The organism is Bowmanella denitrificans (assembly GCF_039522935.1).
In the GTDB taxonomy this organism is placed as follows: Bacteria; Pseudomonadota; Gammaproteobacteria; order Enterobacterales; family Alteromonadaceae; genus Bowmanella; species Bowmanella denitrificans.
In genome coordinates this window covers 174,344-199,083 of the sequence record NZ_BAAAEI010000006.1, presented here as the reverse complement: position 1 = coordinate 199,083, position 24,740 = coordinate 174,344, and the positions used below count along the sequence as shown (strand labels likewise).

Annotated in this window: 19 protein-coding genes; 12 read left to right on the top strand and 7 right to left on the bottom strand. The window is 52.8% G+C overall.

The window, feature by feature from the left end; all coding sequences use genetic code 11:
* The first annotated feature begins 102 nt into the window (after positions 1-102).
* The 10 genes from modA to ABD028_RS03820 all read left to right on the top strand — a co-directional run bounded on the left by modA (position 103) and on the right by ABD028_RS03820 (position 12,370).
* Entirely contained in the window at positions 103-846 is a 744-nt protein-coding gene (gene modA, locus ABD028_RS03865; protein ID WP_343841982.1) for a molybdate ABC transporter substrate-binding protein, read from the top strand.
* Positions 846-1,535: a molybdate ABC transporter permease subunit gene (gene modB, locus ABD028_RS03860; protein ID WP_343841979.1), complete on the top strand. Its 690-nt coding sequence runs from the start codon at positions 846-848 to the stop codon at positions 1,533-1,535. The genes modA and modB overlap by 1 nt, the downstream gene beginning before the upstream one ends.
* On the top strand, positions 1,528-2,589 hold the full coding sequence (modC, locus tag ABD028_RS03855; RefSeq protein ID WP_343841976.1) for a molybdenum ABC transporter ATP-binding protein: 1,062 nt from the start codon (positions 1,528-1,530) through the stop codon (positions 2,587-2,589). The genes modB and modC overlap by 8 nt, the downstream gene beginning before the upstream one ends.
* 105 nt (positions 2,590-2,694) lie before the next feature.
* A complete protein-coding gene (locus ABD028_RS03850; protein WP_343841973.1) occupies positions 2,695-3,381 on the top strand; it encodes a GntR family transcriptional regulator in 687 nt (228 codons plus the stop codon).
* Positions 3,378-4,256, top strand: a complete 879-nt coding sequence (gene prpB, locus ABD028_RS03845; RefSeq protein ID WP_343841970.1) for a methylisocitrate lyase — start codon at positions 3,378-3,380, stop codon at positions 4,254-4,256. The genes ABD028_RS03850 and prpB overlap by 4 nt, the downstream gene beginning before the upstream one ends.
* A 150-nt stretch (positions 4,257-4,406) precedes the next feature.
* Entirely contained in the window at positions 4,407-5,534 is a 1,128-nt protein-coding gene (gene prpC / locus ABD028_RS03840; protein WP_102795427.1) for a bifunctional 2-methylcitrate synthase/citrate synthase, read from the top strand.
* Positions 5,535-5,687: 153 nt separating this feature from the next.
* On the top strand, positions 5,688-8,282 hold the full coding sequence (acnD, locus tag ABD028_RS03835; RefSeq protein ID WP_343841966.1) for a Fe/S-dependent 2-methylisocitrate dehydratase AcnD: 2,595 nt from the start codon (positions 5,688-5,690) through the stop codon (positions 8,280-8,282).
* Between the two features lie 284 nt (positions 8,283-8,566).
* Positions 8,567-9,745: a 2-methylaconitate cis-trans isomerase PrpF gene (gene prpF, locus ABD028_RS03830; RefSeq protein ID WP_343841963.1), complete on the top strand. Its 1,179-nt coding sequence runs from the start codon at positions 8,567-8,569 to the stop codon at positions 9,743-9,745.
* Positions 9,746-9,836: 91 nt separating this feature from the next.
* The gene (locus ABD028_RS03825) at positions 9,837-11,963 is read left to right on the top strand and encodes a diguanylate cyclase (RefSeq protein WP_343841960.1); all 2,127 of its coding nucleotides are present in this window, start codon (positions 9,837-9,839) and stop codon (positions 11,961-11,963) included.
* Positions 11,964-12,088: 125 nt separating this feature from the next.
* Positions 12,089-12,370 carry a hypothetical protein gene (locus tag ABD028_RS03820; protein ID WP_343841958.1) on the top strand — a complete coding sequence of 94 codons (282 nt, stop codon included), beginning with the start codon at positions 12,089-12,091 and terminating at the stop codon, positions 12,368-12,370.
* 9 nt (positions 12,371-12,379) lie between these two features.
* On the opposite strand, the gene ABD028_RS03815 is transcribed toward ABD028_RS03820, so the two are convergent.
* The 7 genes from ABD028_RS03815 to ABD028_RS03785 form a co-directional block, all read right to left on the bottom strand.
* Entirely contained in the window at positions 12,380-12,679 is a 300-nt protein-coding gene (locus ABD028_RS03815; protein ID WP_343841956.1) for a type II toxin-antitoxin system RelE/ParE family toxin, read from the bottom strand.
* An 11-nt stretch (positions 12,680-12,690) separates the two neighbouring features.
* Positions 12,691-12,948 carry a type II toxin-antitoxin system ParD family antitoxin gene (locus ABD028_RS03810; protein ID WP_343841953.1) on the bottom strand — a complete coding sequence of 86 codons (258 nt, stop codon included), beginning with the start codon at positions 12,946-12,948 and terminating at the stop codon, positions 12,691-12,693.
* Between the two features lie 196 nt (positions 12,949-13,144).
* Positions 13,145-13,306, bottom strand: coding sequence for a hypothetical protein (locus ABD028_RS03805; protein WP_343841950.1), 162 nt, complete (start codon positions 13,304-13,306; stop codon positions 13,145-13,147).
* A 90-nt stretch (positions 13,307-13,396) separates the two neighbouring features.
* Positions 13,397-14,236 carry a putative zinc-binding metallopeptidase gene (locus ABD028_RS03800; RefSeq protein ID WP_343841947.1) on the bottom strand — a complete coding sequence of 280 codons (840 nt, stop codon included), beginning with the start codon at positions 14,234-14,236 and terminating at the stop codon, positions 13,397-13,399.
* A gap of 2 nt (positions 14,237-14,238) precedes the next feature.
* Positions 14,239-14,985, bottom strand: a complete 747-nt coding sequence (locus ABD028_RS03795) for a LytR/AlgR family response regulator transcription factor (protein ID WP_343841944.1) — start codon at positions 14,983-14,985, stop codon at positions 14,239-14,241.
* Positions 14,978-16,054, bottom strand: a complete 1,077-nt coding sequence (locus ABD028_RS03790) for a sensor histidine kinase (protein WP_102795421.1) — start codon at positions 16,052-16,054, stop codon at positions 14,978-14,980. The genes ABD028_RS03795 and ABD028_RS03790 overlap by 8 nt, the downstream gene beginning before the upstream one ends.
* Positions 16,055-16,096: 42 nt before the next feature.
* Positions 16,097-18,940 (bottom strand): TonB-dependent receptor plug domain-containing protein, encoded by a 2,844-nt coding sequence (locus ABD028_RS03785; protein WP_343841939.1) that lies wholly within the window; start codon positions 18,938-18,940, stop codon positions 16,097-16,099.
* Positions 18,941-19,278: 338 nt separating this feature from the next.
* Between ABD028_RS03785 and ABD028_RS03780 the strand changes: the two genes are divergently transcribed.
* Together ABD028_RS03780 and putA are read left to right on the top strand one after the other, a co-directional pair.
* Positions 19,279-20,622 carry a M64 family metallopeptidase gene (locus tag ABD028_RS03780; protein WP_343841937.1) on the top strand — a complete coding sequence of 448 codons (1,344 nt, stop codon included), beginning with the start codon at positions 19,279-19,281 and terminating at the stop codon, positions 20,620-20,622.
* Between the two features lie 28 nt (positions 20,623-20,650).
* Positions 20,651-24,382 (top strand): bifunctional proline dehydrogenase/L-glutamate gamma-semialdehyde dehydrogenase PutA, encoded by a 3,732-nt coding sequence (putA, locus tag ABD028_RS03775; protein ID WP_343841933.1) that lies wholly within the window; start codon positions 20,651-20,653, stop codon positions 24,380-24,382.
* The last annotated feature ends 358 nt before the right edge of the window (positions 24,383-24,740 follow it).

Here is a 24,740-nt window from a genome sequence, read left to right as displayed (position 1 = left end):
CAGGTCCCGTGACCATGACGAGTCATGAAATCCTTTTAGCTTCAATGGATTATTGCAATAGGCTAAGATTCAACACCAAGCGCGAAAAGATAAGGAAACGATATGAGGTCACTGGTGGCGTTACTGGCGCTGATATTTATATCTGCCCAGGCTGAACCACTGAAAGTGGCGGTAGCATCTAACTTTGCAGCCCCCATGCTGGCCATTGCCGACGAATTCGAGAAACAAAGCGGCTATCCGGTTAGTCTTGCCTTTGGCGCGTCCGGCAAATTTGTTGCGCAAATCACCCACGGTGCACCTTTTCATTTGTTTTTCAGTGCAGACCAGAGCAAACCTCAGGCCCTGCTGGACGCAGGTATCGCGCAAGCAGGAAGTCAGCAAACCTATGCCATAGGTAAGTTAGTGTTATGGTCACCCGGGCAGGATCCACAGCAGGGCAATATTCTAAACGGCCCGTATCGCAAACTGGCCCTGGCTAACCCCAGGCTCGCCCCCTATGGCAGTGCAGCGGTAAGCGTTTTAACCCAGCTCAATTTGCTGCAGAGCAGTAAAGCCCGTTGGGTGCAAGGAGAGAACATTGCCCAGACCTACCAGTTTGTGCAAAGTGGCAATGCCGAACTTGGCTTTGTGGCGTTGTCACAACTGATGCACAACGGCGCACTGGATACTCAGCATACCTGGCTGGTACCCAGCCATCTTTACCCGCCCATATACCAGGACAGGGTGGTGATCAGAAATGCCCATGAGCGTGCTGATACACAGGCCTTCCTTACCTTTTTACAATCACCCTATGCAGCGCAGATTATCCGCTCATTTGGTTACGTGTTACCCGGGCAAGACCAATAATGCCGCTTAGCAATGACGATTTAGCGGCCATTTGGCTGACCTTAAAGCTAGCCAGTACGGTGACAGTGATTCTGTTATTGATAGGGACGCCTATCGCCTGGTGGTTAAGCCAGACCACAAGTTGGTTTAAACGGCCTGTCGCAGCGTTAGTGGCGCTACCCTTGGTTTTGCCACCTACTGTTATTGGCTTTTATCTGCTGGTAGCGATGGGGCCGCAAGGGCCGATCGGACAGTTTACCCAGTGGTTGGGGCTGGGCCTGCTACCTTTTACCTTTTGGGGACTGGTGGTGGGCTCGGTGTTTTACTCCCTGCCTTTTGTGGTACAGCCTTTATACAACGCCATGACCGCCATCGGTCTGCGCCCTCTGGAAGTGGCGGCCACCTTGCGCGCCAGTCCCTGGGACCGATTTATCACTGTGGTATTGCCGCTGTCCAGACCCGGCTTTATTACCGCCGCCGTGCTTGGTTTCGCCCATACGGTGGGAGAATTTGGTGTCGTGCTGATGATAGGTGGCAATATTCCCGCCGAAACCCGCCTGGTTTCGGTACAAATCTACGATCATGTTGAAGCGCTGCAATACAGTCAGGCCCATAGTTTGTCTGCATTAATGCTGGTCTTTTCATTTATCGTGTTATTGCTGGTACAGGGAGTTTCAAGACAAAACACGCAAAGGAAAGGTCATGGATAAGATTGAAATCAGCCTGGATCTGCAATTAAGTAAACAATTCAATCTGGCTCTCGATTGCGTGTTGCCGGGCAAGGGCATTACCGGCATTTTCGGTCATTCCGGCTCGGGTAAAACCAGCCTGCTGCGTTTTATTGCCGGTCTTCAGCCTTGTGCTGGTGCCTCTTTAACTGTAGCCGGACAAATCTGGCAGCAAGGCAAGCAAAAACTGGCCGTGCATCAAAGGCCATTGGGATATGTATTTCAGGAGGCCAGCTTATTTGCTCATTTAACTGTGCAGGGCAATCTGGATTATGCGCGCAAACGGGCCTGGCCTGGCACAGGCATACCCTATCCACAAATTGTCGAACTGCTGGGCATTGACGGGCTGCTTAGGCAGTTACCCGATGCGCTGTCAGGCGGCGAACGCCAGCGGGTGGCGATTGCCAGGGCACTATTGGTTAATCCCAGCTTATTGCTGATGGACGAGCCTTTAGCTTCATTGGACGAAAAACGTAAACAGGAGTTTTTGCCCTATCTGCATAACTTGCATCAGGAGCTGGCGATTCCGGTGCTCTATGTCACCCATTCTCTGGCAGAGCTGACCCGCCTGGCTGACTACGTGCTGATGCTGGAACAGGGTAAGTTGAAGGCACAGGGCAGTATTGCCGAACTGAGCCGCCAGCTGGGGCTGGCGGATCCTGATGCACCTTTTTGTGTGCTTGACGCCGTGGTCACAGCATCCCATCCACAGTGGCATTTGGTCAGTGCCCAAAGTCAGTCGGCCAGTTTATGGCTACCAGACTCTGGCCTCAAGGTAGGAGAGCCTTTGCGCCTGCATATATTGGCCAGGGATATCAGCCTGAGCCTGGGTAATCACAATGACTCCAGCATTCTCAATCGACTGCCGGCCCGGGTAGAAAGCGTTAATACTGTGCAAGATGCAGTAATGGTTGAACTTAGCAGCAATGCAGGAGCATTGCTGGCCAAGATCAGCCTGCGCTCGGCAGAGCACCTGCATCTGCAAGTAGGCCAGTCGCTGTTCGCGCAAATCAAATCTATGGCTCTTAGTCGCTAACCTATCTACGACTATTGTCGACAATTATTGCATTTACATTTGATCTTCCCAGGTTCGGGGTCTATATTGTCGACACTTTAATAAGCTTATCCTGTGTGACGCCCCGTGAATTTACTCAGTGAACAGGCCGTAACTTCGGCCGATAAAACATTCTTCCTGCTGCGAAAGGACATAGTAGAAGGGGGGATTGCATCAGGCGCCAAGCTGAGTGAAACAGAATTGTCGACAAAATATGCCGTCAGTCGTGCCGTCATACGTGAAGCCATCAATCGATTGGAATCCTGTCGCCTGGTTGAGCGTAAAGCCAATATTGGCGCTAGAGTGGTGGCACTGAGTCCCCAGGGCCTGATTGAACTGTATGAAGTGCGCGAAGCGCTGGAAGGTATGGCGGCACGCCTGGCGGCACGCAATATGACAGAGCAGGAAATAACCGCACTGAATGACTTACTCAACCAGCATTTTCAGGAAGTAAAGGGCGGCGAATCTTATTATCAGGAAGCCGGAGATGTGGACTTTCATTACCGCATTATTCAGGGCAGCAAAAATCGCCATCTGATTAATATGCTCACCAACGGCATTTATCACCTGGTGCGTATGTACCGTGTACAGCTGGGAATGGCCGGACCGCGCGTCACCACAGCCTTCGATGAACACCGCCATATTGTTAAAGCCATTTCTAATCGTGATGAAGAACTGGCCGAAATGCTGATGCGCCGTCATATCACCTATTCAAGAATCAACATTGAACAAAAACTGGCCACTGATGCCGGTAACAGGAGAGAACAAGCATGAGTGCAGGAAAAAAATTCCGCCAGGCGCTGGCCGACAATCAACCCTTGCAGATTGTCGGTACGATTAACGCCTATACCGCGATGATGGCCAAACACATCGGCCATCAGGCTATCTATTTATCCGGCGGCGGTGTGGCCAATGCCTCTTATGGCCTGCCAGATTTAGGTATGACCTCGCTGAATGATGTGCTGGTGGATGTACAGCGTATTACCGCTGCCTGCGACCTACCGTTGATGGTGGATATTGATACCGGTTGGGGCGGGGCCTTTAATATCGCCAAAACCATCAAAGACATGCAAAAAGCCGGTGCGGCCGCAGTACATATGGAAGATCAGGTGGCGCAAAAACGCTGCGGCCATCGCCCCAATAAAGAGATTGTCTCTGTGGAAGAAATGCAGGACAGGATCAAAGCCGCCGTGGATGCCCGTACCGACCCTGACTTTTTTATTATGGCCCGCACCGATGCCTTTGCACAGGAAGGCTTGGAAGCTGCCATTGAACGAGCCAAGGCGTATGTGGAGGCCGGTGCCGACGGCATTTTCGCAGAAGCTATTCAAACCGAAACCCATTATCGGGCCTTCAGCGAAGCGTTGAACGTACCGATTCTGGCCAATATCACCGAGTTTGGTAAAACTGAGCTTTGGAACAAAGCCGAGCTAGGCCAGTGGGGCGTGGATATGGTGCTGTATCCGCTGTCCGCATTTCGGGCCATGAACCGTGCTGCAGAAAATGTCTACCGGCATATTCTTAGCGATGGTGACCAAAAAGCCGTACTGGACAGTATGCAAACCCGTATGGAGCTGTATGACTACCTGGGTTATCACGACTACGAACAAAAACTGGACGCCTTATTTGCCCAGGGCAAAAACAAGTAATAGTCCCGATTTTGCGGCAAAGGCACTGAATCAGCCGGACAAAAGCATAGAACGAGAATAGCCGCTGCAATAAATTCGTCATAAAAACGCGGCATTTCTATGCTTGATTAAACCAGTAAATGAACCCTATAAAAATCAGGAGAATGACCAATGGCACAAGGTAAAGTATTAAGTGGCGCAGGTCTGCGCGGCCAGGTGGCAGGTAAAACAGCGCTGTCTACCGTGGGTAAATCCGGCTCCGGGCTTACCTATCGCGGCTATGATGTTAAAGACCTGGCCGAACATTGCCAGTTCGAAGAAGTGGCTTACTTGATTCTGCAAGGCAAACTGCCCAATCAGGCCGAACTGGATGCGTATAAAGCTAAACTTAAGTCCCTGCGCGCGCTGCCACAGGCATTAAAAGATGTATTAGAGCGTATTCCTGCCGAAGCCCACCCAATGGATGTGTTGCGCACCGGCTGCTCAATGCTGGGCAATCTGGAAACAGAACTGGATTTCTCTGAGCAGCAAAACGCAACCGAACGCATGCTGGCCTGCTTCCCCAGCATCATCTGCTACTGGTATCGCTTCAGCCACGACGGCGTGCGCATCGAGGTAGAAACCGACGATGACAGCATTGGCGCGCACTTTTTGCATTTGTTACATGGTGAAAAACCCAAGTCGCTGCACGAGCAGGTGATGCATGTTTCCTTGATCCTTTACGCCGAACATGAGTTTAACGCCTCCACCTTTACCGCCCGCGTTTGCGCCTCCACCTTGTCAGATATGCATTCCTGTATCACCGGTGCCATCGGTTCACTGCGTGGCCCATTGCATGGCGGGGCCAATGAAGCGGCCATGGAAATGATTGAAGGCTTTACCTCTGCAGAGCATGCTGAGCAGGAAATGCTCGGTAAATTAGCCCGCAAAGAAAAGATCATGGGCTTTGGTCATGCCATTTATTCTGAGTCTGACCCGCGCAATGCCATTATCAAATCCTGGGCGGCCAGGCTGGCCGACGACGTGGGCGACAAAGTGTTGTATCCGGTGTCGGTGCGCTGTGAAGAAGTGATGTGGCGTGAGAAAAAGCTGTTCTGTAATGCCGATTTCTTCCATGCCTCGGCTTATCACTTTATGGGGATTCCGACTAAGTTGTTTACGCCGATTTTTGTGATGTCACGTTTAACCGGCTGGGCCGCCCACGTGATGGAACAGCGCGCCGACAACCGCATTATTCGCCCATCGGCGGAATACACCGGCGAAGAGCTACGTAAAGTCACTCCCATCGCCCAGCGGTAAGATCAAAAAGAACCACAGAGGCACAGAGGGCACTAAGTAATATGCTCTTTCTGTCTCTGTGGATAATGACAGCAAACAACTAAAGCGCGCTGGGAAAGACCAGCTTCTTATCTATCCAATTCTCTGTGCGCTCTGTGACTCTGTGGTGCAAATATGAATACCGAATTTAAACAGCTATTGCCTGGCACCAACCTGGCGTATTTCGATACCCAGGCTGCAGTGGAGGCTATTGAGCCTGGCGCCTATGCCAAATTACCTTATACCGCCAAAGTTCTGGCCGAAAATCTGGTCAGACGCGCCGAACCGGCCAAACTCAATGCGTTTCTAACGCAGATTATTCAGCGTAAACGCGAACTGGACTTCCCGTGGTTTCCGGCCAGGGTAGTGTGCCACGATATTTTGGGCCAGACCGCATTAGTCGACCTGGCAGGTTTACGTGACGCTATCGCCGAAAAAGGCGGCGATCCGGCCAAGGTCAATCCAGTGGTGCCCACCCAGTTGATAGTCGATCACAGCCTGGCGGTGGAACACGCCGGTTTTGAAAAAGACGCCTTTGCGAAAAACCGCGCCATAGAAGACAGGCGCAATGATGATCGCTTTCACTTTATTAACTGGACCAAAACGGCATTTAAAAATGTTGATGTGATCCCGCCAGGTAACGGCATCATGCACCAGATCAATCTGGAGAAAATGTCTCCGGTGATCCAGGTTAAAGACGGTGTCGCGTTTCCCGATACCTGTGTTGGCACCGACAGCCATACTCCGCATGTGGATGCCCTGGGCGTGATTGCCATTGGGGTGGGGGGGCTGGAAGCCGAAAGCGTGATGCTCGGACGTGCCTCCTGGATGCGTCTGCCTGATATCATCGGCGTTGAGCTGACCGGTAAACCACAACCCGGTATTACCGCTACCGATATCGTGCTGGCCATCACTGAATTTCTGCGTAAAGAAAAAGTAGTCGGGGCCTATCTGGAATTTTTCGGCGCCGGGGCCGCCAGTCTGACCCTGGGCGATCGTGCCACTATTTCCAATATGACTCCGGAATATGGCGCCACCGCGGCCATGTTCTATATCGACAAGCAAACCATTGACTACTTGCGCCTGACTGGCCGTGACGACCAACAAATCGCGCTGGTGGAGAACTATGCCAAAACCACCGGACTGTGGGCCGACAGCATGACCGAGGCGCAGTACGAGCGGGTGCTGACATTCGACCTTGCCACAGTAGTGCGCAATATGGCCGGGCCGTCTAACCCCCATGCACGAGTGGCCACCAATGAACTGGCCAGTAAAGGGATTGTCGCTGATTACCAGCAAGAGTCAGGCAAAATGCCAGATGGCGCCGTGATTATTGCCGCTATCACCAGTTGTACTAACACCAGTAACCCGCGCAATGTGATTGCCGCTGGTCTGCTGGCCAAAAAAGCCAATGCCATGGGACTGGAGCGTAAGCCCTGGGTGAAAACCTCGCTGGCCCCAGGCTCCAAAGCGGTGCAGCTGTATCTTGAAGAAGCCGGTTTGCTGCCGGAACTGGAACAGTTGGGCTTTGGTATAGTGGCGTTTGCCTGTACTACCTGTAATGGTATGAGCGGTGCACTGGATCCACAGATTCAACAAGAGATTATCGAGCGCGATCTATACGCCACTGCGGTGCTGTCGGGTAACCGTAACTTTGACGGCCGTATTCATCCTTATGCCAAGCAGGCCTTCTTAGCTTCACCGCCGCTGGTTATTGCCTATGCGATTGCCGGTACGGTGCGCTTTGATATTGAAAAAGACGCACTGGGGCAGGATGCCCAAGGTAACCCTGTGACCTTAAAGGATATCTGGCCAAGCGATGAAGAGATTGATGCGGTGATTGCCAAGTCGGTCAAACCCGAGCATTTCCGCAAAGTTTACGACCCGATGTTCGACTTAACTGTCGACTACGGTAGCCATATTGATCCCCTCTACCAGTGGCGTGAAATGAGTACCTATATCCGCCGTCCACCTTATTGGGAAGGGGCCCTGGCCGGGCAGCGCAGCCTGACAGGAATGAGACCGTTGGCGGTACTGGGTGACAATATCACTACCGATCACCTGTCGCCGTCCAATGCTATCTTGCTGGATAGTGCTGCCGGGGAATATCTGGCCAAAATGGGCCTGCCGGAAGAAGACTTTAACTCTTATGCCACCCATCGCGGTGACCATTTAACCGCGCAACGCGCCACTTTTGCCAACCCTAAGCTGTTTAACGAAATGGTCAAAGACGAAGCAGGTAAGGTTAAGCAAGGCTCGCTGGCCCGTGTTGAGCCGGAAGGTAAGGTTACGCGCATGTGGGAAGCCATAGAAACCTATATGCAGCGTAAACAGCCATTGTGCATTATTGCCGGTGCTGATTATGGACAGGGCTCGTCCCGTGACTGGGCCGCCAAAGGCGTGCGCCTGGCTGGGGTGGAAGCCATAGTGGCAGAAGGCTTTGAGCGTATTCACCGCACTAACTTAATTGGTATGGGGGTACTGCCACTGGAGTTTTTACCCGGCACCAACCGCCATACGCTGGCCATTGATGGCACTGAAACCTTTGATGTTAAAGGCAAACGTGAGCCCGGAGCGCTGCTTACCTTGGTAGTGCAGCGCCAAAATGGCCACAGTGAAGAAGTGCAGGTTAAATGCCGGCTGGATACCGCCGAGGAAGTGTCTATCTATGAAGCGGGCGGCGTGCTGCAGCGCTTCGCCCAGGACTTCCTTGAATCTGAAAAAGCCTAAGTTAACCACAGAGGCACAGAGAACACAGAGCGCTTAGATTTTGAATCTCCGTGCCCTCTGTGTCTCTGTGGTTGAATAAATTGGAAACTATTATGTTCAAACCGCAGATTCGTATTCCAGCCACCTATATGCGTGGCGGATTGTATATTACAGAGACCTGTCCAGAGCTTCCTGGAATCCAAAAAGCCTAAATTAACCACAGAGGCACAGAGAGCACAGAGTGCTTAGATTTTTGAACCTCTGTGCCCTCTGTGTCTCTGTGGTTGAATAAATTGGAGTCTATTATGTTTAAACCTCAGATTCGTATTCCGGCCACCTATATGCGTGGCGGTACCTCTAAGGGCGTGTTTTTTAAGTTGGATGATTTGCCGGTGGCGGCGCAGGTGCCTGGGGCGGAGCGGGATGCGCTGTTACTACGGGTCATCGGTAGTCCGGATCCTTATGCCAAGCATACCGACGGTATGGGCGGGGCAACATCATCCACCTCAAAAACGGTGATCTTAAGCAAAAGCACCAAAGCCAACCACGATGTGGACTACCTGTTTGGCCAGGTGGCCATCGACAAACCCTTTATCGACTGGAGTGGCAATTGCGGTAATCTCACCGCCGCAGTGGGTGCCTTTGCCATCAGCAATGGGTTGGTCAAAAGCGATCGTATTCCCCACAATGGTCATTGTGTAGTGAGGATCTGGCAGGCCAATATCGGCAAAACCATTATTGCCCATGTGCCGGTCAGTAACGGTGAAGTACAGGAAACCGGCGATTTTGAGCTGGACGGTGTGACCTTTCCAGCCGCCGAAGTACAGATTGAATTTCTGAACCCGGCCGCAGACGAAGACGGTGAGGGCGGGGCAATGTTTCCCACCGGTAATCTTATCGACACGCTGGATGTACCTGGCGTCGGCAGTTTTCCTGCCACCTTAATCAACGCCGGTATTCCTACCATTTTTGTTAACGCTGCGGATATTGGCTATTCCGGCAGCGAATTGCAGGACGATATTAATGCCGATAGCGCAGCGTTGGCGCGTTTTGAAACCATTCGTGCTTATGGCGCGCTGAAAATGGGCCTGATTGAAGATATTAGCCAAGCGGCGAGCCGCGCCCATACCCCGAAAATTGCCTTTGTCGCACCGCCTAAAGACTATCAGGCGTCCAGTGGTAAAACGGTCAGCGCAGATAGCATTAATTTGCTGGTACGGGCCTTATCCATGGGCAAACTGCACCATGCCATGATGGGTACCGCCGCCGTGGCCATTGGCACCGCAGCCGCCATTCCCGGTACACTGGTCAACCAGGCCGCTGGAGGCGGTGACAAACAAACGGTGGTCTTTGGTCATCCATCCGGTACCCTAAGAGTTGGGGCAGAGGCGATTCAACTAGATGGCCAATGGCAGGTTAGCAAAGCCATTATGAGCCGCAGTGCCCGTGTGTTGATGGAAGGTTGGGTAAGAGTACCAGGCTAGTCTGACTAGTTTGGCAGCGCCTTGAGGCGATGGTTATCCATCGCCTTTAATGTTACCTTCTTGGTCGATTTAGACTTTGTGGATTGCTGTTTTGCTGCGTTTTCTTAACCTGGCGGTGTTGCTGTCATGCGCATTCTCGGCATCTGTTCTGGCCCAGCAGGACAATTTCACTCTACTGAGGGAGCAAGTTGAAAGGGCAAGGCAGCAAGGCCAGATGGACAATGCCGATCAACTTGCCAATCAATATCTGATCCTGGCCAATCAACGCGGCGATCTGCTTGAACAGGGCCGGGCTTATTTCAACCTCGGCAGAAATGCCATGGAGCGAAACCGCTACCCCGATGCCAAAGCCTACCTTCAGCAGGCCATTAATCTGTTTCTGGATATCAACCAGCAAAGCCTGTTGGCAGAGTCGTACCGCCAGCTTGGGCTGACCTATCGTTATCAAAGTGACTACGGCCAGGCGCTGGATAACGTCTATCTGGCGATGCAAATCTACCAAACGCAGCAAGACACCAAGGCGATGGCCTCGGTTTACAACAGCATTGGTACAATTCTGGAAAAGATGGGCCAATTCGAACAAGCGTTGCAGGCGCATCAACAGTCCCTGGATCTACATTACCAGACAGGCGATCAGGAGGGGATCGCCAGCGCAATTTTTAATCTGGGCGACCTCAACCGTACCATGGGCGATAGACAAAAGGCCCTGAGCTACTTCCTGCAAGCGCTGAAGATGGACCAAGCTGTCGGCGATCCGAAAAACATTGCGTACAGCCACAACAAGTTGGGTTTCTTATACAGTGAACTGGGCAATTTTGCGCAGTCAGCCATACACCTTAACCAGGCTCTGGCATTATTTGAGCAGATTCACGCGCCGCGGGATGCAGACTGGGCGCGCACTTCGTTGGCAAAACTGGCAATGGACCAAGGTAACTATGATGAAGCACAGCAATTACTCGATGGTGTTATCGCCAGGGCAATGAAACAGGAATATAAAAGTCTACTGGTTGACGCTTATAAACTGGCGGCGGAACTGGCCATTAAGAAGGAAGAACACAGCGCTGCGCTGGGTTACATCGAAGCCGGTGTGATCCAGGCAAGATTGAATAATGAACGCGCCGATGAAGCCATTTTAGAAAAACTGCGGGTGCAGGTGCTGGTTAAACAGGACGCGGTACGTGAAGCCCTGGCCGCTTTGCAGCATCAAAAACAATTGGATGATGAGTTATTCAATGCGCAAAGAGCGGCAACCATTGCCAATATCCAGGCGCAGGCGGATTTTACCCGTCAGCAAAATCAGATAGAGCTGCTGAAAAGAGAACAGGCGCTGCAGCAAGCCATGGTTGAACAACACAGGTTGTATCGCAACTTTTGGATCCTGGGACTTGCCGCAGGTTTTACTTTGCTATTAATGCTCTACCATCGTCACAATCAAAAACGTCTTAACCGGCGTTTGGAGCAGCAAGTGGCAAGCAGAACAGAAGAGCTGCAAGATAAAAACCTGGAATTGCAGGCCGCCTATAAGCAGTTGGAAACCATCAGCCTGACCGACAAACTCACCGGCCTGCATAACCGCCATTTTTTGGAAAGCCATATTGAAAGCGATCTGATCCACAGTCAGCGTCTTTATCAGGACTGGCAAAGGGGCAAGACCCCCAAACCTGAGAGCGCTGACCTGGTGGTCTTTCTTATCGACCTGGACAATTTTAAAGCCCTGAATGACAGATACGGCCACAATGTCGGCGATGACGTGCTGCGCATGTTGAAACAGCGCATGCAGCAGGTATTTCGTCATTCAGATTATCTGGTGCGTTGGGGTGGGGAAGAATTTGTTGCCGTGGCCCGGTTTATACGCAGGGAAGATGCAACGTCACTGGCACAGCGCTTTGTTGACAGTATTCGCCATAGTGCGTTTTCTCCCCAAGGCACTGAGCCATTGTGGTTAACCTGTTCGGTCGGTTATGTTTGCTATCCACTGGCCATTGCAGAGCATAATTCATGGGCCACGCTGATAAAGCTGGCGGACCTGTGTTTATACGCCGCCAAACATTCTGGCCGGGACGGTTGGGTCGGGCTGGACGATATCACTGCTGACTCTTCAATATCCCTCAGCAGCATAGATTCTGAGCAAATTCAACAGTTGGTTGCACAGGGTAAGTTGCACATACAACATTCCTTTGCCAGCCCGCTTCGCTGGCAAAGCAGTACCGCTAAGTAACCTCGCATTTGATTCTGTAACAAAAATAACAACTAGACCAAGACAGGCTTCTTCTTGATTTTGTTACATAATTATTGGCTAATATAGACAAACTAAAAATAGATTATGTTACGGAATCAACTGATATGCGCCGAGTTATTCGCAAAGAAGTGCAGTTAGACTGGTTGGAACAAAAGGCTTCCAGAGGAGGCAGCCGACCAGGGGCAGGGCGGCCAGCTAAACGGGGCAAGACCCTGGTGAAGCGGATACCGCAACAATATGCCGAGGCAATTGAAAGCCTGATTGCTCACCTGGATCAGCAACGTGATTACCAGCAACTGCAGTCAAGGGTGCAGATACAGGATCTGGATAATCGCCAGGTTATGCTGACATTCAATACTGAGGCCCAAAGCGATAACAAGCGGTGAGTTTTTTCGCTATCTCAAGTGTCTGTTGGGATCCTGGCGGCCATGTAGTGTGCGAATAATTTCAATCCTGCCATCCACAACCCTGTAGAACAGCGTGTGACTTTCGACAGGCAGACTTCTGACTCCAGCAAAGAGTTCAGGGCGCTCGACGCCTATTAGGGGCTGTTCAGTAAGCAACCAGATCTGTTCCTTGATATTTTCCAGATATCTATCCGATTGAGCCTGCCCCCAATGTTGAACACCATACTGGTAGATTTCTTTGATGTCGGATTTAGCTGCAGGCGCAATAACAAGTTGATAGGCGGACATGGGCGAGGTAACTATACCTTGATGTCGTCAAACAGCGCATTCAGAGAACTTTTGGATTCAATGGCAATGCCTTCGCCGCGATCCAGTTGCTCAACCCCGGTTTTCAATTGCTCGCGAAGACGAGCTAGTTTTATTTCTCGAACCCAGTCTTCATGTGTTTCCATAAAACGCAGTGCTTCACGGATCACCTCGCTGGCATTATTGTACAAACCACTCTCTACTTTAGCTTTAACCCGGGATTCCAACTCAGGTGTTAGGGAAACATGCACAATGGCCTCCAAACGTAGAATATGACAGACACAAGATTAGAAACGCATACAAAGATTGTCAATCTTTGTAAGGTAGTCTTGGGTGCCAGGGGCTGTTTATCTTTCTGATATAGGTTCTGTTCAAACCCAGCCCTGGGTCGATGGCCCGACAGTCGCTCTTCGTAAACATCTTCGGCAAAGTGTATTTAAACTGGTTCTAATTCTCACCGCGCACAAAACCAACGCAGTCCTGCTCTTCCCCCGCGTCGGTTTCCTGTTCAGGTGCCCGCAATACTGCCAGTTGGGCCAGGGTAAATCGATAGCCTTGCTCGGGAGACGGTGGTGCTTGCTTAAGATCTTGTTGTTGCCTGCTTATCATCGCTTTTCACTTCTATCTGACCGGGAATGGTGATGGCCAGATTGCGGTATTTACATCCTGTTAACCAGTTGCTTGGCTACCAGCGGCAGGTTAAGAACCCTCAACTGCAGCTGGAGCGGCGTGAATGGTGTCAACAAATTCGCAGGCCGGTAGCGCAGCGAGATACCGCTGAATATAGTCAGGCCAGGTATTTGCCATCTCTGGTGCCTGACATTGCACCTGGGCGGTAAGCAGCCTAATTTTTGCCTGCAGTATGCTGTCGATTTCCACCAGAGTCTCAACGGCCTGCCAGCTTTGCTGCGCCCAGATAATCGCCCAGATCTCGGCCTTATCCTCTTCCAGGCCACTCATGGCATAACCATTGACAAAACCTGGGTGAGGGTGACTGAACACAGACACGCTGCTGTCCCTGGCGTAGGCCCCGCCATTACCGTATACAAAACCGTCAGGATTCAGGCTGTGCCAAAGCGGATCTTTATAGTAGGCACTGCCATATAACTGCTGCTCCAGCATATGGTAAAACTCGTGATGCACCACATGGCGCAGGTAAGCATCACCTGGGGCATCCACATCGTAATACAGCACTTCATGAATATAATCCGGCACCGCGGCGCGGGGCTGGGGCCCTACCGACAAGGCCCGTACAAAGGCCACTTTATCCAGGCCCGACAAACGCAGCACAGCGGGTGGCAGCTTAGCAATTTCCTGCTCAAACAGGGCCAGGTAATTGAGCAGCTTGGGGTCCTGTTCATAGCCGATATTCTGATAGCGGATATCCCAGGGTGACACGGTTAATGGCCGGGTTTCAGTGGTGAAGAACACCCCCGTGCGCTGGTGCTGGGTTTGCAGCAAACTGGGGCGCTGAAATTCGGGTTTGGCTGCACACCCCGCCAGCAGCATCAAGACTAAAGGTAACAGACGTTTAAACATGCTTACTCCGACGGCATACTGCGAAACAGATGTTGTGAGCTGCGACTCACCGGCAGGGGCTCACTAACGCCCTGCATAAACACCTGTAATTGCTCCGGCTCACTGGCACTGACATGATCAAGGTGATTGAGATTGATGACGATACTGCGATGAATTTGCCAGAAGCAGTCCGGATCAAGCTGCATCAGCAAGGACTTCAGCGGCATCCGCACCAGTGCTTCCCGGGCTTTGGTCACCACTTTGACATAGCGGCCGCTGGCCTGAAAATACAGCACATCCTGCACCGCCACTAACCAAATTCGGGTACCTATCTGGACCTTGATGCGCTTCAGATACTGGCGGCTGTCACCCTGCAAACTCAACAGCGCCTGACTAATATCCAGCGGCTGACTGTTCAGCCTGGCTTTGACCCGCGAGATGCTGTCCTGCAACCGTTCATCGGAATAGGGTTTTAACAGATAATCAATGGCGTCGGTTTCAAAGGCGGATACGGCATATTGGTCATAGGCCGTCACAAACACAAAATGGCATTGCCCACTGGCCTTAAGGGCCACATCAATACCGGTCAGATCGCCCATCTGAATATCCAGAAAGGCAACCTGTACGTCATTGGCCAAAATGGCATCCAGGGCGTCTTCGCCCGACTGACACTTAGCCACAATGTTGGCAGTGGGCCAGAATTTGGTCAGCTTGGCGGCCAGGCTGTCGAGTAAAATGGGTTCGTCGTCGGCAATAATCAGATTAACCATGCAGGGGCAACTCCAATGTGGCCAGTGTCAGCGGCGACTGGCAGGCAATACTGAATCTGGCCCGGCCTTCATAGGCAGTATCCAGGCGGGCAATCAGGTTACTCAGGCCGGTTCCTTCAGATTGCTGTTGTAGCAGGTTGGCATCGTCACTCACGGTTAACAGCAGTTGCTCGCCTTGCTGCCTGGCGAGGATCTGAATCGTGCCACCGCGGCGGGTCTTTTCGATGCCATGCTTTATGGCATTTTCCACCAGAGACAGTACCGACATAGGCAACACCGGGCAAGCGGCCACACTGTCGTCGCTTTCAATCCTAAAATTCAGTTTGTCGCCAAAACGGATCTTCTGAATATTCAGATAGCGGCGCACTATCTCCAGTTCTTCGCTCAGCTTGATAAAACGCTGGCGAAACTGCGGAATGGTTGAACGCAGATACCGGGTCAGCTCTTCCAGCAGGTGTTTGGCGCGCTCGCCGTCGATATCGATCAGGTTATGCAGATTAGCCAGGGTATTAAAGAAAAAGTGCGGCTCCAACTGGGCCTGCAGCAAATGCAGCTCCATCTCGGCTTTGTCGCGCTGCTGGGCGGTTTGCGCGATTTGGTTGCGCAGATTCTGAAACTGAATCTGCGATTCCCGCCTTTTGATATAAATAATCACAAAAATCGCCCAGGCCGCCAACAGCAGATTACCCAGCAAATAGGTGGAAGCCGCTAATATCGGATGAACGGTTTTGCCCTGCCAGCCAAACATCAAAAAGCTGACCGGCAGGCTGATGGCAAAGGCCAGCCCGCCAATAGACAAAACCCGGAAGAATCCAAGCCGGGCATCAGGGCCAGGAGACAGCAGCAGGTATGAAAACATCAGGGCAAAGCCCAACAGGTTATACACCTTAATGTATTCACTGATACTGGCGTAAAAGGCCGAAAAACCGGCCCCATCGGCAATCAGGTAGTGCAGGGCGTTAAGCAGCGCCCCCATGGTATTGAGCAAAAACACCACCACCAGATCGCGCCAGCTAATGGTGTTATACAGCGCCAGCAGTTTGCCGCGCAGAAAAGTCAGGTACGTCATTGACTATCCAGTTAGCCCGCCAACTGGCGGGCATCTTACTTATCAGAACCTGTGATTGACACTTAGGCTGTAATAGCGGCCAAGTGTACTGTACAAGCCAGCAGTGTAGCCCATTTCCCAGCTCGCACCACCGGTATTGGCGCCGGGGATCTGCGGGGTTTCGCGGCCACTGAGGTTGGACACGTACAGGTTTACACTGGTCTGGCTGTTGAACTGATAGTTCAAACCTAAGTCCAGATACCAAAGCCGCCCGGTGGCATACACTGAGTAATCAGCCGGATCGCGTGACAAGTCAGGCACCTGCGAGCCAATGTAGTGGCCGGTCAGGGTCAGTGTGATGTCCTCAGTCTGGGCGCTAAATGTGGTACGGCCCCGCCATTTAGGAAATGCCATTTCCCCCAGGGTTTGTTCTATCTCGGCATTGGGATCTGACTGCAAATCACGCTGTAACATGCGGCTCCAGTTACTGCGCAGCGACAGATTGACACCGCTGTCCGGCAGGCTGAAGCGGTAGTCCAGTGCGTAATCAACGCCGCGGGTTTCATGCATGGCCAGATTCAGGTACGACACATTAAGCTGAGTGTAACCGTCCTGGTATTCAATTAAGTCGCAGAAAATATTATCCAGGCTGGCACTGTCCATACAGTTAGGATAAATCTGCGACCAGTCCAGGGTGCCAATTTTATCCACCAGGTTGATATCCCAGTAGTCCACGGTCAGACTCAGATTATCAATATACTCAGGTGCATACACCAAACCGCCGGTAAAGGTATAGGCGCGTTCGGCTTTCAGCTCCTCGTTCCCCGAGGTGATGATCAGCGCGTTGTTATAGTAATTGGCTGGGTCATTCAGGCCACGCGCATCACAATTGGCTTCGCGGTACTCAGAGCCGTTTTTACGGTAGGCGGAATAGCACACCTCATACACATAATTCCATTGCTGGCTTTCGCTCTGGTAGATCTCATTGATATTGGGTGCCCGGGCGGCCTTGGCTCGCGAGGCGCGAATCTTAAGTTCGTCGGTAGGCATCCAATCCAGACCCACCGTCCAACTATGGTTGGTACCAGCGGTGCTATAACGGGCAGTACGCCAGGCGCCATTTAATTCCAGCGATTTGGCCAGCAGTACGTCGCTAAGCAGGGGGGCCCGCAACTCGGCAAAGGCTTCGCTGACATGATAATCGCCGCTAAGTGGTTTGGCTTTATAGTTAAAGGCGCCCAATCCGGCCAGTTGTACATCGGAAGGAGTACTGTCACTTTTCTCGCGCCGATGCTCAGCACCAATGGCAAACCCCATAAAACCTGCAGGTAATTCAAACAATTCGCCATCCAGACTGGCGGCGAATACCGATTGGGTGAGTTTGGCACTGCTTTGGTGCGGGGCAATTTTCAGATAATCAATTGCGTCCTGGCTGAGAGGTTGAAACACATTGACCGGCACGCAGCTGGCATCACAAGTACGCCACTGGGATGTCTCAGGGTCCTGATAACCACCCCATACCGCCTTTTCCCAGTTTTCCTGGGAATAATCATTGATGCTGGTGGTCTTCACTTTGGTCTGGCCATGCTGAACACTAAGCTGCCAGCGGTAGTTATTGTCGGTCAGACCTTCCAGGGCCAACACCGCCTGATGCAGGTCATAGTCATAGTCGCTGCCCTGACGTCCCATTTCCGGGAAATAGCCGCCAAACAGTAGGCCCTGGCCGGTACGCGTAACCTCCTGGCGCTGTGCATCGGTATAAAATGCATAGTCTGCAGGCAAGGGCGTCACGCCGTATTCGGCCAGTGGCTCGGTGCGGCTCTCAGACTTGGTTTTAACGTATTTCAGCTCCGCGCTAAAGTCCACGCCATCGGCAATTTCGCGATTCAGATTCAAATTGGCATTGAGTTTATCTTCTGGCACCGCCAGGCGCCCCCACTGATAACGGGTATAAAAATTGTCATTGCTGCTGTCCACCGTCAGGGCGGCAAGTTGGGTGGTGCTGGTGCCATACACTTCCTGTCCGTCAGCCAGCATCGGCTTTAAGCTGCCGTCCGGATTGATCCCAAAAGGACGGCCATCCAGTAAAAACAGGCGCTGACTGCTGGCGTATAGCGAAGAGCGATGGGCAGTGATGCGTTTAACTTGCCCGGGCGCATCGGCATTGGGGTTGTCGATAAAGGTCAGATCATTGGCCACATAGCCACGGGTATGGGCTTCTACTTCATCTGAGGTTTGATAGCTTAAATGGTAGTTAATATGTCCGTTGCCATCGGCAAAGGGTTGGCCGTGAGTCATAGTGGCGTACCAGCGTTTTCCGTCAAACTCGCCGGTACTGTTATAGGAGGCGCTCATTTCGGTGCCGGTAAAATTCTTTTTCAGAATAATATTTACCACCCCGGACACTGCGTCGGCACCGTAAATCGAAGACGCGCCACCGGTGAGTACGTCAATGCGTTCAATTAATGCAGTGGGAATCGACGACACATCTACTTCACTGGTGCCTGGTACGGAGGGCACATGACGACGACCATTGACCAGCACCAGAGTGCGAGTGGAACCCAGACCACGCAGATCCTGGCGGCTTAACCCGGCATAGCCATTGGCGTTGCTGGTTTCGGTGCCACCGGCCGGTACCATGCTGGGAAGCTCATTAAGCAGTTCACCAATATTGATCGTGCCGGTTTTTACAATGTCATCGGCACTGAAACTGACCACCGGGGTGTGCGTTTCAATATCGGTGCGGCGAATGCGGCTACCGGTGATATCAATCACCTCCATTTCCATATTCTGTTCGCTGGTTTGTTGTGCCTGAGCCTGCACAGCCGGAACCAGACCCAGCACCGACAAAGCCAGCAACGAATAGCGAAAAGGGGCGGCGTTATGGTTATCTCTCACTTGATGCATGTTGTGTTGTCCTGTTGTTGTTATCACGTGCCTGCCTTTTATTGATGACGGAAACAGGCTTGGCATCACAACTTGATAACATTTGCCGCACAATAAAAACGCTGATGGGCATGAATGGCAGAATGCTTGTATCCAATGTCACCCTCGGCGGTATAAACCGAAAACCCCATTTGAATAAGTTGTAAACAGCTCCGTTGGATTGGCTTTGCTGCTTTGATATTTAATGACCGCATCCGGTGCGTTCATGCCCCGATTCCCACCACCTGATGCCAGTTGCATTGTTCCTTGCAAATGAACTGATTAGCGTGCGCTCTGAATTTGAATTTCAAGGTAATTCTATGCGCATATTGCTCAGTCTTATTGTTATGGCCTTTATCAGCAGTGCCAGCGCCACGCCTATATGGCGGCTGGATTTTATACATACTGGCGGTCATGGTGCAAAAGAAGGCTTTACCGAACCGGCGCTCGTGCGTGAACCCGGGCAGTGGTCGTCGCCCTGGATTGATCATTTGCTGCGTGGCGACTACAAAGTGGAACTCTTTGCTAAAGGCCAGCCCAGCGCCTGGTTTTCGCAAAGCTATAACTCGGTGTATTCAGACTGGGCCCGCGGCGTAGCGGCCAAAGCGCAAACTGGCCAGTTTCAGGAATCGGTGCGTTTTCCGGCGCCAACAGAGGATGCAACCTTAGTAATCTCTGCGCGCCAGTTAGATAAACCCGGTCAGCCCTTTGTGCCAGTCTGGCAGACCGAGATCCTGGCTGCCACATCAAGCGAGCCGCCAATGGCCCAGGCTTTTGCGCCTGTGGTAGTACGCGACCTGCTGCAAAATGGCCAGCCGCAGCAAAAGCTGGACCTGCTGTTTATTGCCGAAGGCTTTACTGATGGCGAGCAGGACAAATTCTTTACCGCGGCGCAAAAAGCCATGCAGGCGCTGTTTAGCGCCGAGCCTTATCAAAGTTATCAGCATGCCTTTAATGTCCGGGCGCTGTTTGTTGCCTCCAATGATTCTGGTCTTGGCGGTGACACGGCCCTGAAGGTGAATCCCAATGCCCTGGGCATGGCCCGCTACGCCCTGACCCTGGAAAACCAGCGGCTGCGTAATATCGCCATGCATGCGCCGTACGACAATATTGTTATTCTGACTAACTCAGCCAAATACAGCGCCAGCGGCATTTTTGGTGCCTATACTGTGGTGCCGGCCTTTGAGCCACGCCTGCGCTTTTTATTGGTACATGAACTTGGCCATCACCTGGCCGGGCTGGCCGATGAGTATTTTCATGACACCCCTGGCTATGCTCAGGTCACGCAAGTGATTGAACCCCACGAACCCAATGTCACCGCCTTACAGGACGGCAAGCTGAAATGGGCCAAATGGGTAAAAGCAGACACGCCTATTCCCACCCCCTGGCCTCGCGAGCGCTTTATGCAAAGTATGCAGAGCGATCAGCGCTGGCTTGAAAGCCAACCCTTTGCCAATGAGGTAGGGGCCTTTGTGGGTGCCAATTACAGCCCTACGCAGTTTTACCGTCCGGCCCTGAACTGCCTGATGTTTCGTGATGGCGGCCACAATACCTTTTGCCCGGTGTGCAGTGCCGCCATCCTGGAGGTGATTAACGCCGCCACATCCGACGCCCTGAGCCAAGATAAACCGCGCCCGGCAGCTCATGCTGCTGCCATGCGCTAGTTCTGACTATTCGTTTGAGGTGAATGCCATGTTATTTTCCACGCCCTTGCCGCCGATTTGCGCCTTGCGCCAGCAAATTCGCGATCATTACCACTGCGATGAAGCAGGCCTTATCAATCAGCTAGTTGCCCTGGCCAGTCTGGATGACAGTGCCAAGGCCCAGGCCAAATGCCAGGCCCACCAACTGGTTACCCATATGCAGCAGGCCGCGGCCGGTATGATGGAAAGCCTGCTACAGGAATACGCGCTGTCCAGCGAAGAGGGGGTTATCTTAATGTGTCTGGCCGAAGCGCTGCTGCGCATTCCCGACAGCGCCACCCGCGACGCGCTGATCGCAGAAAAATTAGGGCAGGGCAACTGGCATTCGCACCTGGGTAACAGCCATTCACTGTTTGTTAATTTGTCCAGTCTGGGGCTGGTCAGCGGTAAATCAATGCTGGCCTCTAAACAGAGCGAAAAGCGCTTTGGCGGTATGCTGAAACGTCTGGGGGCACCGCTGGTGCGCCAGGCCATGCGCTTTGCCATGGCGCTACTGGGCGGGCAGTTTGTAACCGGCCAGAGTATCGAAAAGGCCTGTCAACATGCCAAAGCCCAGGAACAACGTGGTTATCGTTATTCCTATGACATGCTGGGCGAGGGTGCCCGCACCCAGCACGACGCCGATCGTTACTTTGCCAGTTATCAGCATGCGATTATGGCGCTAACGGGCATTGCAGGGAATGTGGCGGCCAGTCCCGGCATTTCGGTGAAACTGTCGGCCATTCACCCCCGCTACGAACTGGCACAGCAAGGCCGGGTGATGAGCGAGCTGGTGCCACGGCTGTTGCAACTGGCAGTGCTGGCCAAACGCCAGCATATTGGTCTGACGGTGGATGCCGAAGAGGCCGATAGACTGGACTTGTCGCTGGATGTCATTGAAGCGGTTTTTTTATCCCCTGAACTACAGGGCTGGGACGGCTTTGGCCTGGCGGTACAGGCCTATCAGAAACGTGCCTTACCGCTGATCCACTGGTTGGCGGCCCTGGCCGCCAAAGCCCAGCGCCGCTTAAACGTGCGGCTGGTAAAAGGTGCCTATTGGGACAGTGAAATTAAGCTGGCGCAACAACATGGTCTGGCCGATTACCCGGTGTTTACCCGTAAGCAAAATACCGATATCAGCTACCAGGCCTGCGCCAGAGCGCTGCTTGAGGCCAAATGGATCTACCCGCAGTTTGCCACCCATAATGCCTACACTCTGGCCTGTATTTTGGAAATGGCCGGTGAGCAACGGGATTTTGAGTTTCAGCGCCTGCATGGCATGGGCGAAGCCATGTACGATCCTTTGGTGACCAGCAATAAACTGCATTGCCGTATTTATGCACCGGTAGGCAAATACGCAGATTTACTGCCGTATCTGGTGCGCCGCCTGCTGGAAAATGGTGCCAATACGTCCTTTGTGAATCTGGTGCAAAACAAACAGCTGAATCTGGCCAGTCTGCTGGCCGACCCGGTGGATGCCATTTTGGTCATGAGCGATAAGCGCAATCCGCATATTGTGCTGCCCAAGGCCATTTATGGCAATGAGCGTAATAATGCCGAGGGGCTGGATGTACATCATCATAACGATTTACTGCCCCTGGATGCCGCCCTGGATAACTGGTGGCAACAACATCAGCAGCGCCTTAGTGAGCCGCAGCAGGATGACCACCAAGCTTATCTGGAAGTGCGAAACCCCGCCAATCGCCAGCAGGTACTGGCCTGGCTGAAAGCCCATAGCGAGGACGACATCGCCAGCGCTATCCGCCGGGCAGATGGCGCTTTTGGCACATGGTCATCCGGCGCGTTAAGCGAGCGGGCCGCGGTGCTGATGCGCTTTGCCGATAGCATGGAAAAACAGCAAACCGAACTACTGGGCTTGTGTTTAAAAGAGGCCGGTAAAACCCTGGACGATGCGGTGGCCGAAGTGCGCGAGGCGGTGGATTTCTGCCGCTACTACGCACAGCAGGCCCTTGCCGACCAACAGCCCAATCTGAATGCGCTGGGAACCGTGCTGTGTATCAGCCCCTGGAATTTTCCGCTGGCGATTTTTGTCGGCCAGGTGGTGGCTGCACTGGTCTGCGGCAATACCGTGGTGGCCAAACCGGCCGAACAAACCAGTCTGATTGCCTTGCGCGCGGCCGATATGCTGTATCAGGCCGGCTTAACTGCCGATGCCCTGCAGGTGGTGCTGGCCAGAGGCGCCGTGGTAGGCAAAGTCTGCCTGCCGGACCCCAGAATTCAGGCGGTCATGTTTACCGGCTCCAATGCCACCTGCGCACATATTGCCGCACAACTGGCCAAACGCGCGGAATCGATTCCGCTGATTGCCGAAACCGGCGGGCAGAACTGTATGATTGTCGACTCCACGGCCTTGCTGGAGCAGGTGGTGGACGATGTAATCCAATCCGGTTTTAAAAGTGCCGGGCAGCGCTGCTCGGCACTGCGGGTATTGTATGTGCAGGAAGATATTGCCGATGCGTTGATCACCATGCTGCAAGGGGCAATGGCGCAATTGAGCGTTAGCGATCCGGCTTTGCTGGCTACCGATATTGGCCCGCTGATTGACGCCAAAGCCTTGGACAGCCTGCAGCGCCATGCCCAGCGTATGGACAAACAAGCCAGGCTACTGGCTAAAATTGAGCCGGATCTGCCCAAAGATCAGGGCTTTTTCTTTGCCCCCAGGTTGTATGAAATCAGCGCCATCAGCCAGCTAAAAGAAGAAGTTTTTGGCCCTTGTGTGCATCTGGTCCGTTTTGCCGCTGCCGAGCTTGACCAGGTAGTGGCACAAATTAACAGCACTGGTTTTGGCTTAACCGCAGGCATTCATTCGCGCCTGGCCGAGCGAGCAGACAAACTGGCCCGCCAGCTTCAGGTTGGCAATGTGTATATTAACCGCAATATGGTCGGCGCGGTGGTGGGAGTACAACCCTTTGGCGGGCGCGGGTTATCCGGTACCGGCCCCAAAGCCGGTGGGCCTTTGTATTTAAGCCGCCTGCAAAAACCTGCGGCGACGCCGCACAGTATGCAAAGCTGTTGGCCGGCTGTGGCTGAACAGCCGCCGCTAACGCTGGATAGCCGTCCACTACAAAGCTGGCAGACAGTGACACTGGCCGAGCGCGAGCGCCAGTTACGCAGCGTGCTGGCCATGCTTAAGTTGCCGGGTGAAGACAGGGCAGAGCTGGAGCGGCTGACCGATACGCTATTTAGCCAGGCCAGAACCTGGCTGGCCCGCCCCTTAAGTCTGCCAGGGCCAACAGGGGAACGCAACGAACTGCACTTTGAGCCCCGCGGCTGGTTGCTGTATTTAGTGGCAGGTCGACAGGACAGGCATCTTTATCAGGCCCTGCTTAGTGCGCTTATCAGTGGTAATGGGCTGATTATTGCCTGTTTGGGCCATACGCCCGAGTGGCTGAAAGCCATGCAGCAATCTGCTTTACCGCTGCAAATAGTCAGCTTTACCCCCGCGTTGTTGGCCCATCCGGCCCTAAGCGGAGTGATCAGCAGCCCGGATTGTGGCTATAACGCCCTGGTGCAACAAGCACTGGTCACGCGCCCTGGCGCCTTGTTGCCGCTTATTTGCGAACCTGGCGGTCAGCGCTTGTTGCAGCGTATGTGGCTGGAGAAGACCTTAACGGTCAATACCACCGCCATTGGCGGCAATGCGTCGTTGATGCTGATTGAAGACAGTGCGCCTTCCGGCGCCATGCCGCCGCAGGGGCTGGCTTCAGCATTGGGTGCTTAATCTGTATTGGCCTGCTTTCGCAGGCCTTTTTTATGGGCTTCTCGCAAAGACGCTGGGATTCTGTAATCCGTAATCAAATAAACCACAGAGACACAGAGGGCACAGAGCGTTTAAGTTCATTAAAACGCTGTGCTTTTTATTTCTGTGGTAAATAGGATTTCCAAGTTTACTGCCTGAACTTTGCTTTCTTCGAGAACAGGGTCAACTGACTAGATCAGACGATACAATTCAGAATAACCACAGTTCAAAGGATGCAGCGAGTACGAGCCATTGATAACTCCGTGTTCTCTGTGTCTCTGTGGTTTTTTATCCTTCTGCGCAGTTAGATTTTCACCACGGAGACACAGAAGGCACAGAG

Excerpts from the sequence above, each read along its gene's own strand:
- prpC (WP_102795427.1), top strand. The coding sequence starts at position 4,407 with ATGGCACAAGGTAAAGTATTAAGTGGCGCAGGTCTGCGCGGCCAGGTG.
- ABD028_RS03790 (WP_102795421.1), bottom strand. The coding sequence starts at position 16,054 with ATGACGTACCTGACTTTTCTGCGCGGCAAACTGCTGGCGCTGTATAAC.
- ABD028_RS03780 (WP_343841937.1), top strand. The coding sequence starts at position 19,279 with ATGCGCATATTGCTCAGTCTTATTGTTATGGCCTTTATCAGCAGTGCC.
- ABD028_RS03785 (WP_343841939.1), bottom strand. The coding sequence starts at position 18,940 with ATGCATCAAGTGAGAGATAACCATAACGCCGCCCCTTTTCGCTATTCG.
- prpB (WP_343841970.1), top strand. The coding sequence starts at position 3,378 with ATGAGTGCAGGAAAAAAATTCCGCCAGGCGCTGGCCGACAATCAACCC.
- ABD028_RS03800 (WP_343841947.1), bottom strand. The coding sequence starts at position 14,236 with ATGTTTAAACGTCTGTTACCTTTAGTCTTGATGCTGCTGGCGGGGTGT.
- ABD028_RS03795 (WP_343841944.1), bottom strand. The coding sequence starts at position 14,985 with ATGGTTAATCTGATTATTGCCGACGACGAACCCATTTTACTCGACAGC.
- ABD028_RS03805 (WP_343841950.1), bottom strand. The coding sequence starts at position 13,306 with ATGATAAGCAGGCAACAACAAGATCTTAAGCAAGCACCACCGTCTCCC.
- putA (WP_343841933.1), top strand. The coding sequence starts at position 20,651 with ATGTTATTTTCCACGCCCTTGCCGCCGATTTGCGCCTTGCGCCAGCAA.
- modC (WP_343841976.1), top strand. The coding sequence starts at position 1,528 with ATGGATAAGATTGAAATCAGCCTGGATCTGCAATTAAGTAAACAATTC.
- modB (WP_343841979.1), top strand. The coding sequence starts at position 846 with ATGCCGCTTAGCAATGACGATTTAGCGGCCATTTGGCTGACCTTAAAG.
- ABD028_RS03815 (WP_343841956.1), bottom strand. The coding sequence starts at position 12,679 with ATGTCCGCCTATCAACTTGTTATTGCGCCTGCAGCTAAATCCGACATC.
- prpF (WP_343841963.1), top strand. The coding sequence starts at position 8,567 with ATGTTTAAACCTCAGATTCGTATTCCGGCCACCTATATGCGTGGCGGT.
- modA (WP_343841982.1), top strand. The coding sequence starts at position 103 with ATGAGGTCACTGGTGGCGTTACTGGCGCTGATATTTATATCTGCCCAG.
- ABD028_RS03820 (WP_343841958.1), top strand. The coding sequence starts at position 12,089 with ATGCGCCGAGTTATTCGCAAAGAAGTGCAGTTAGACTGGTTGGAACAA.
- acnD (WP_343841966.1), top strand. The coding sequence starts at position 5,688 with ATGAATACCGAATTTAAACAGCTATTGCCTGGCACCAACCTGGCGTAT.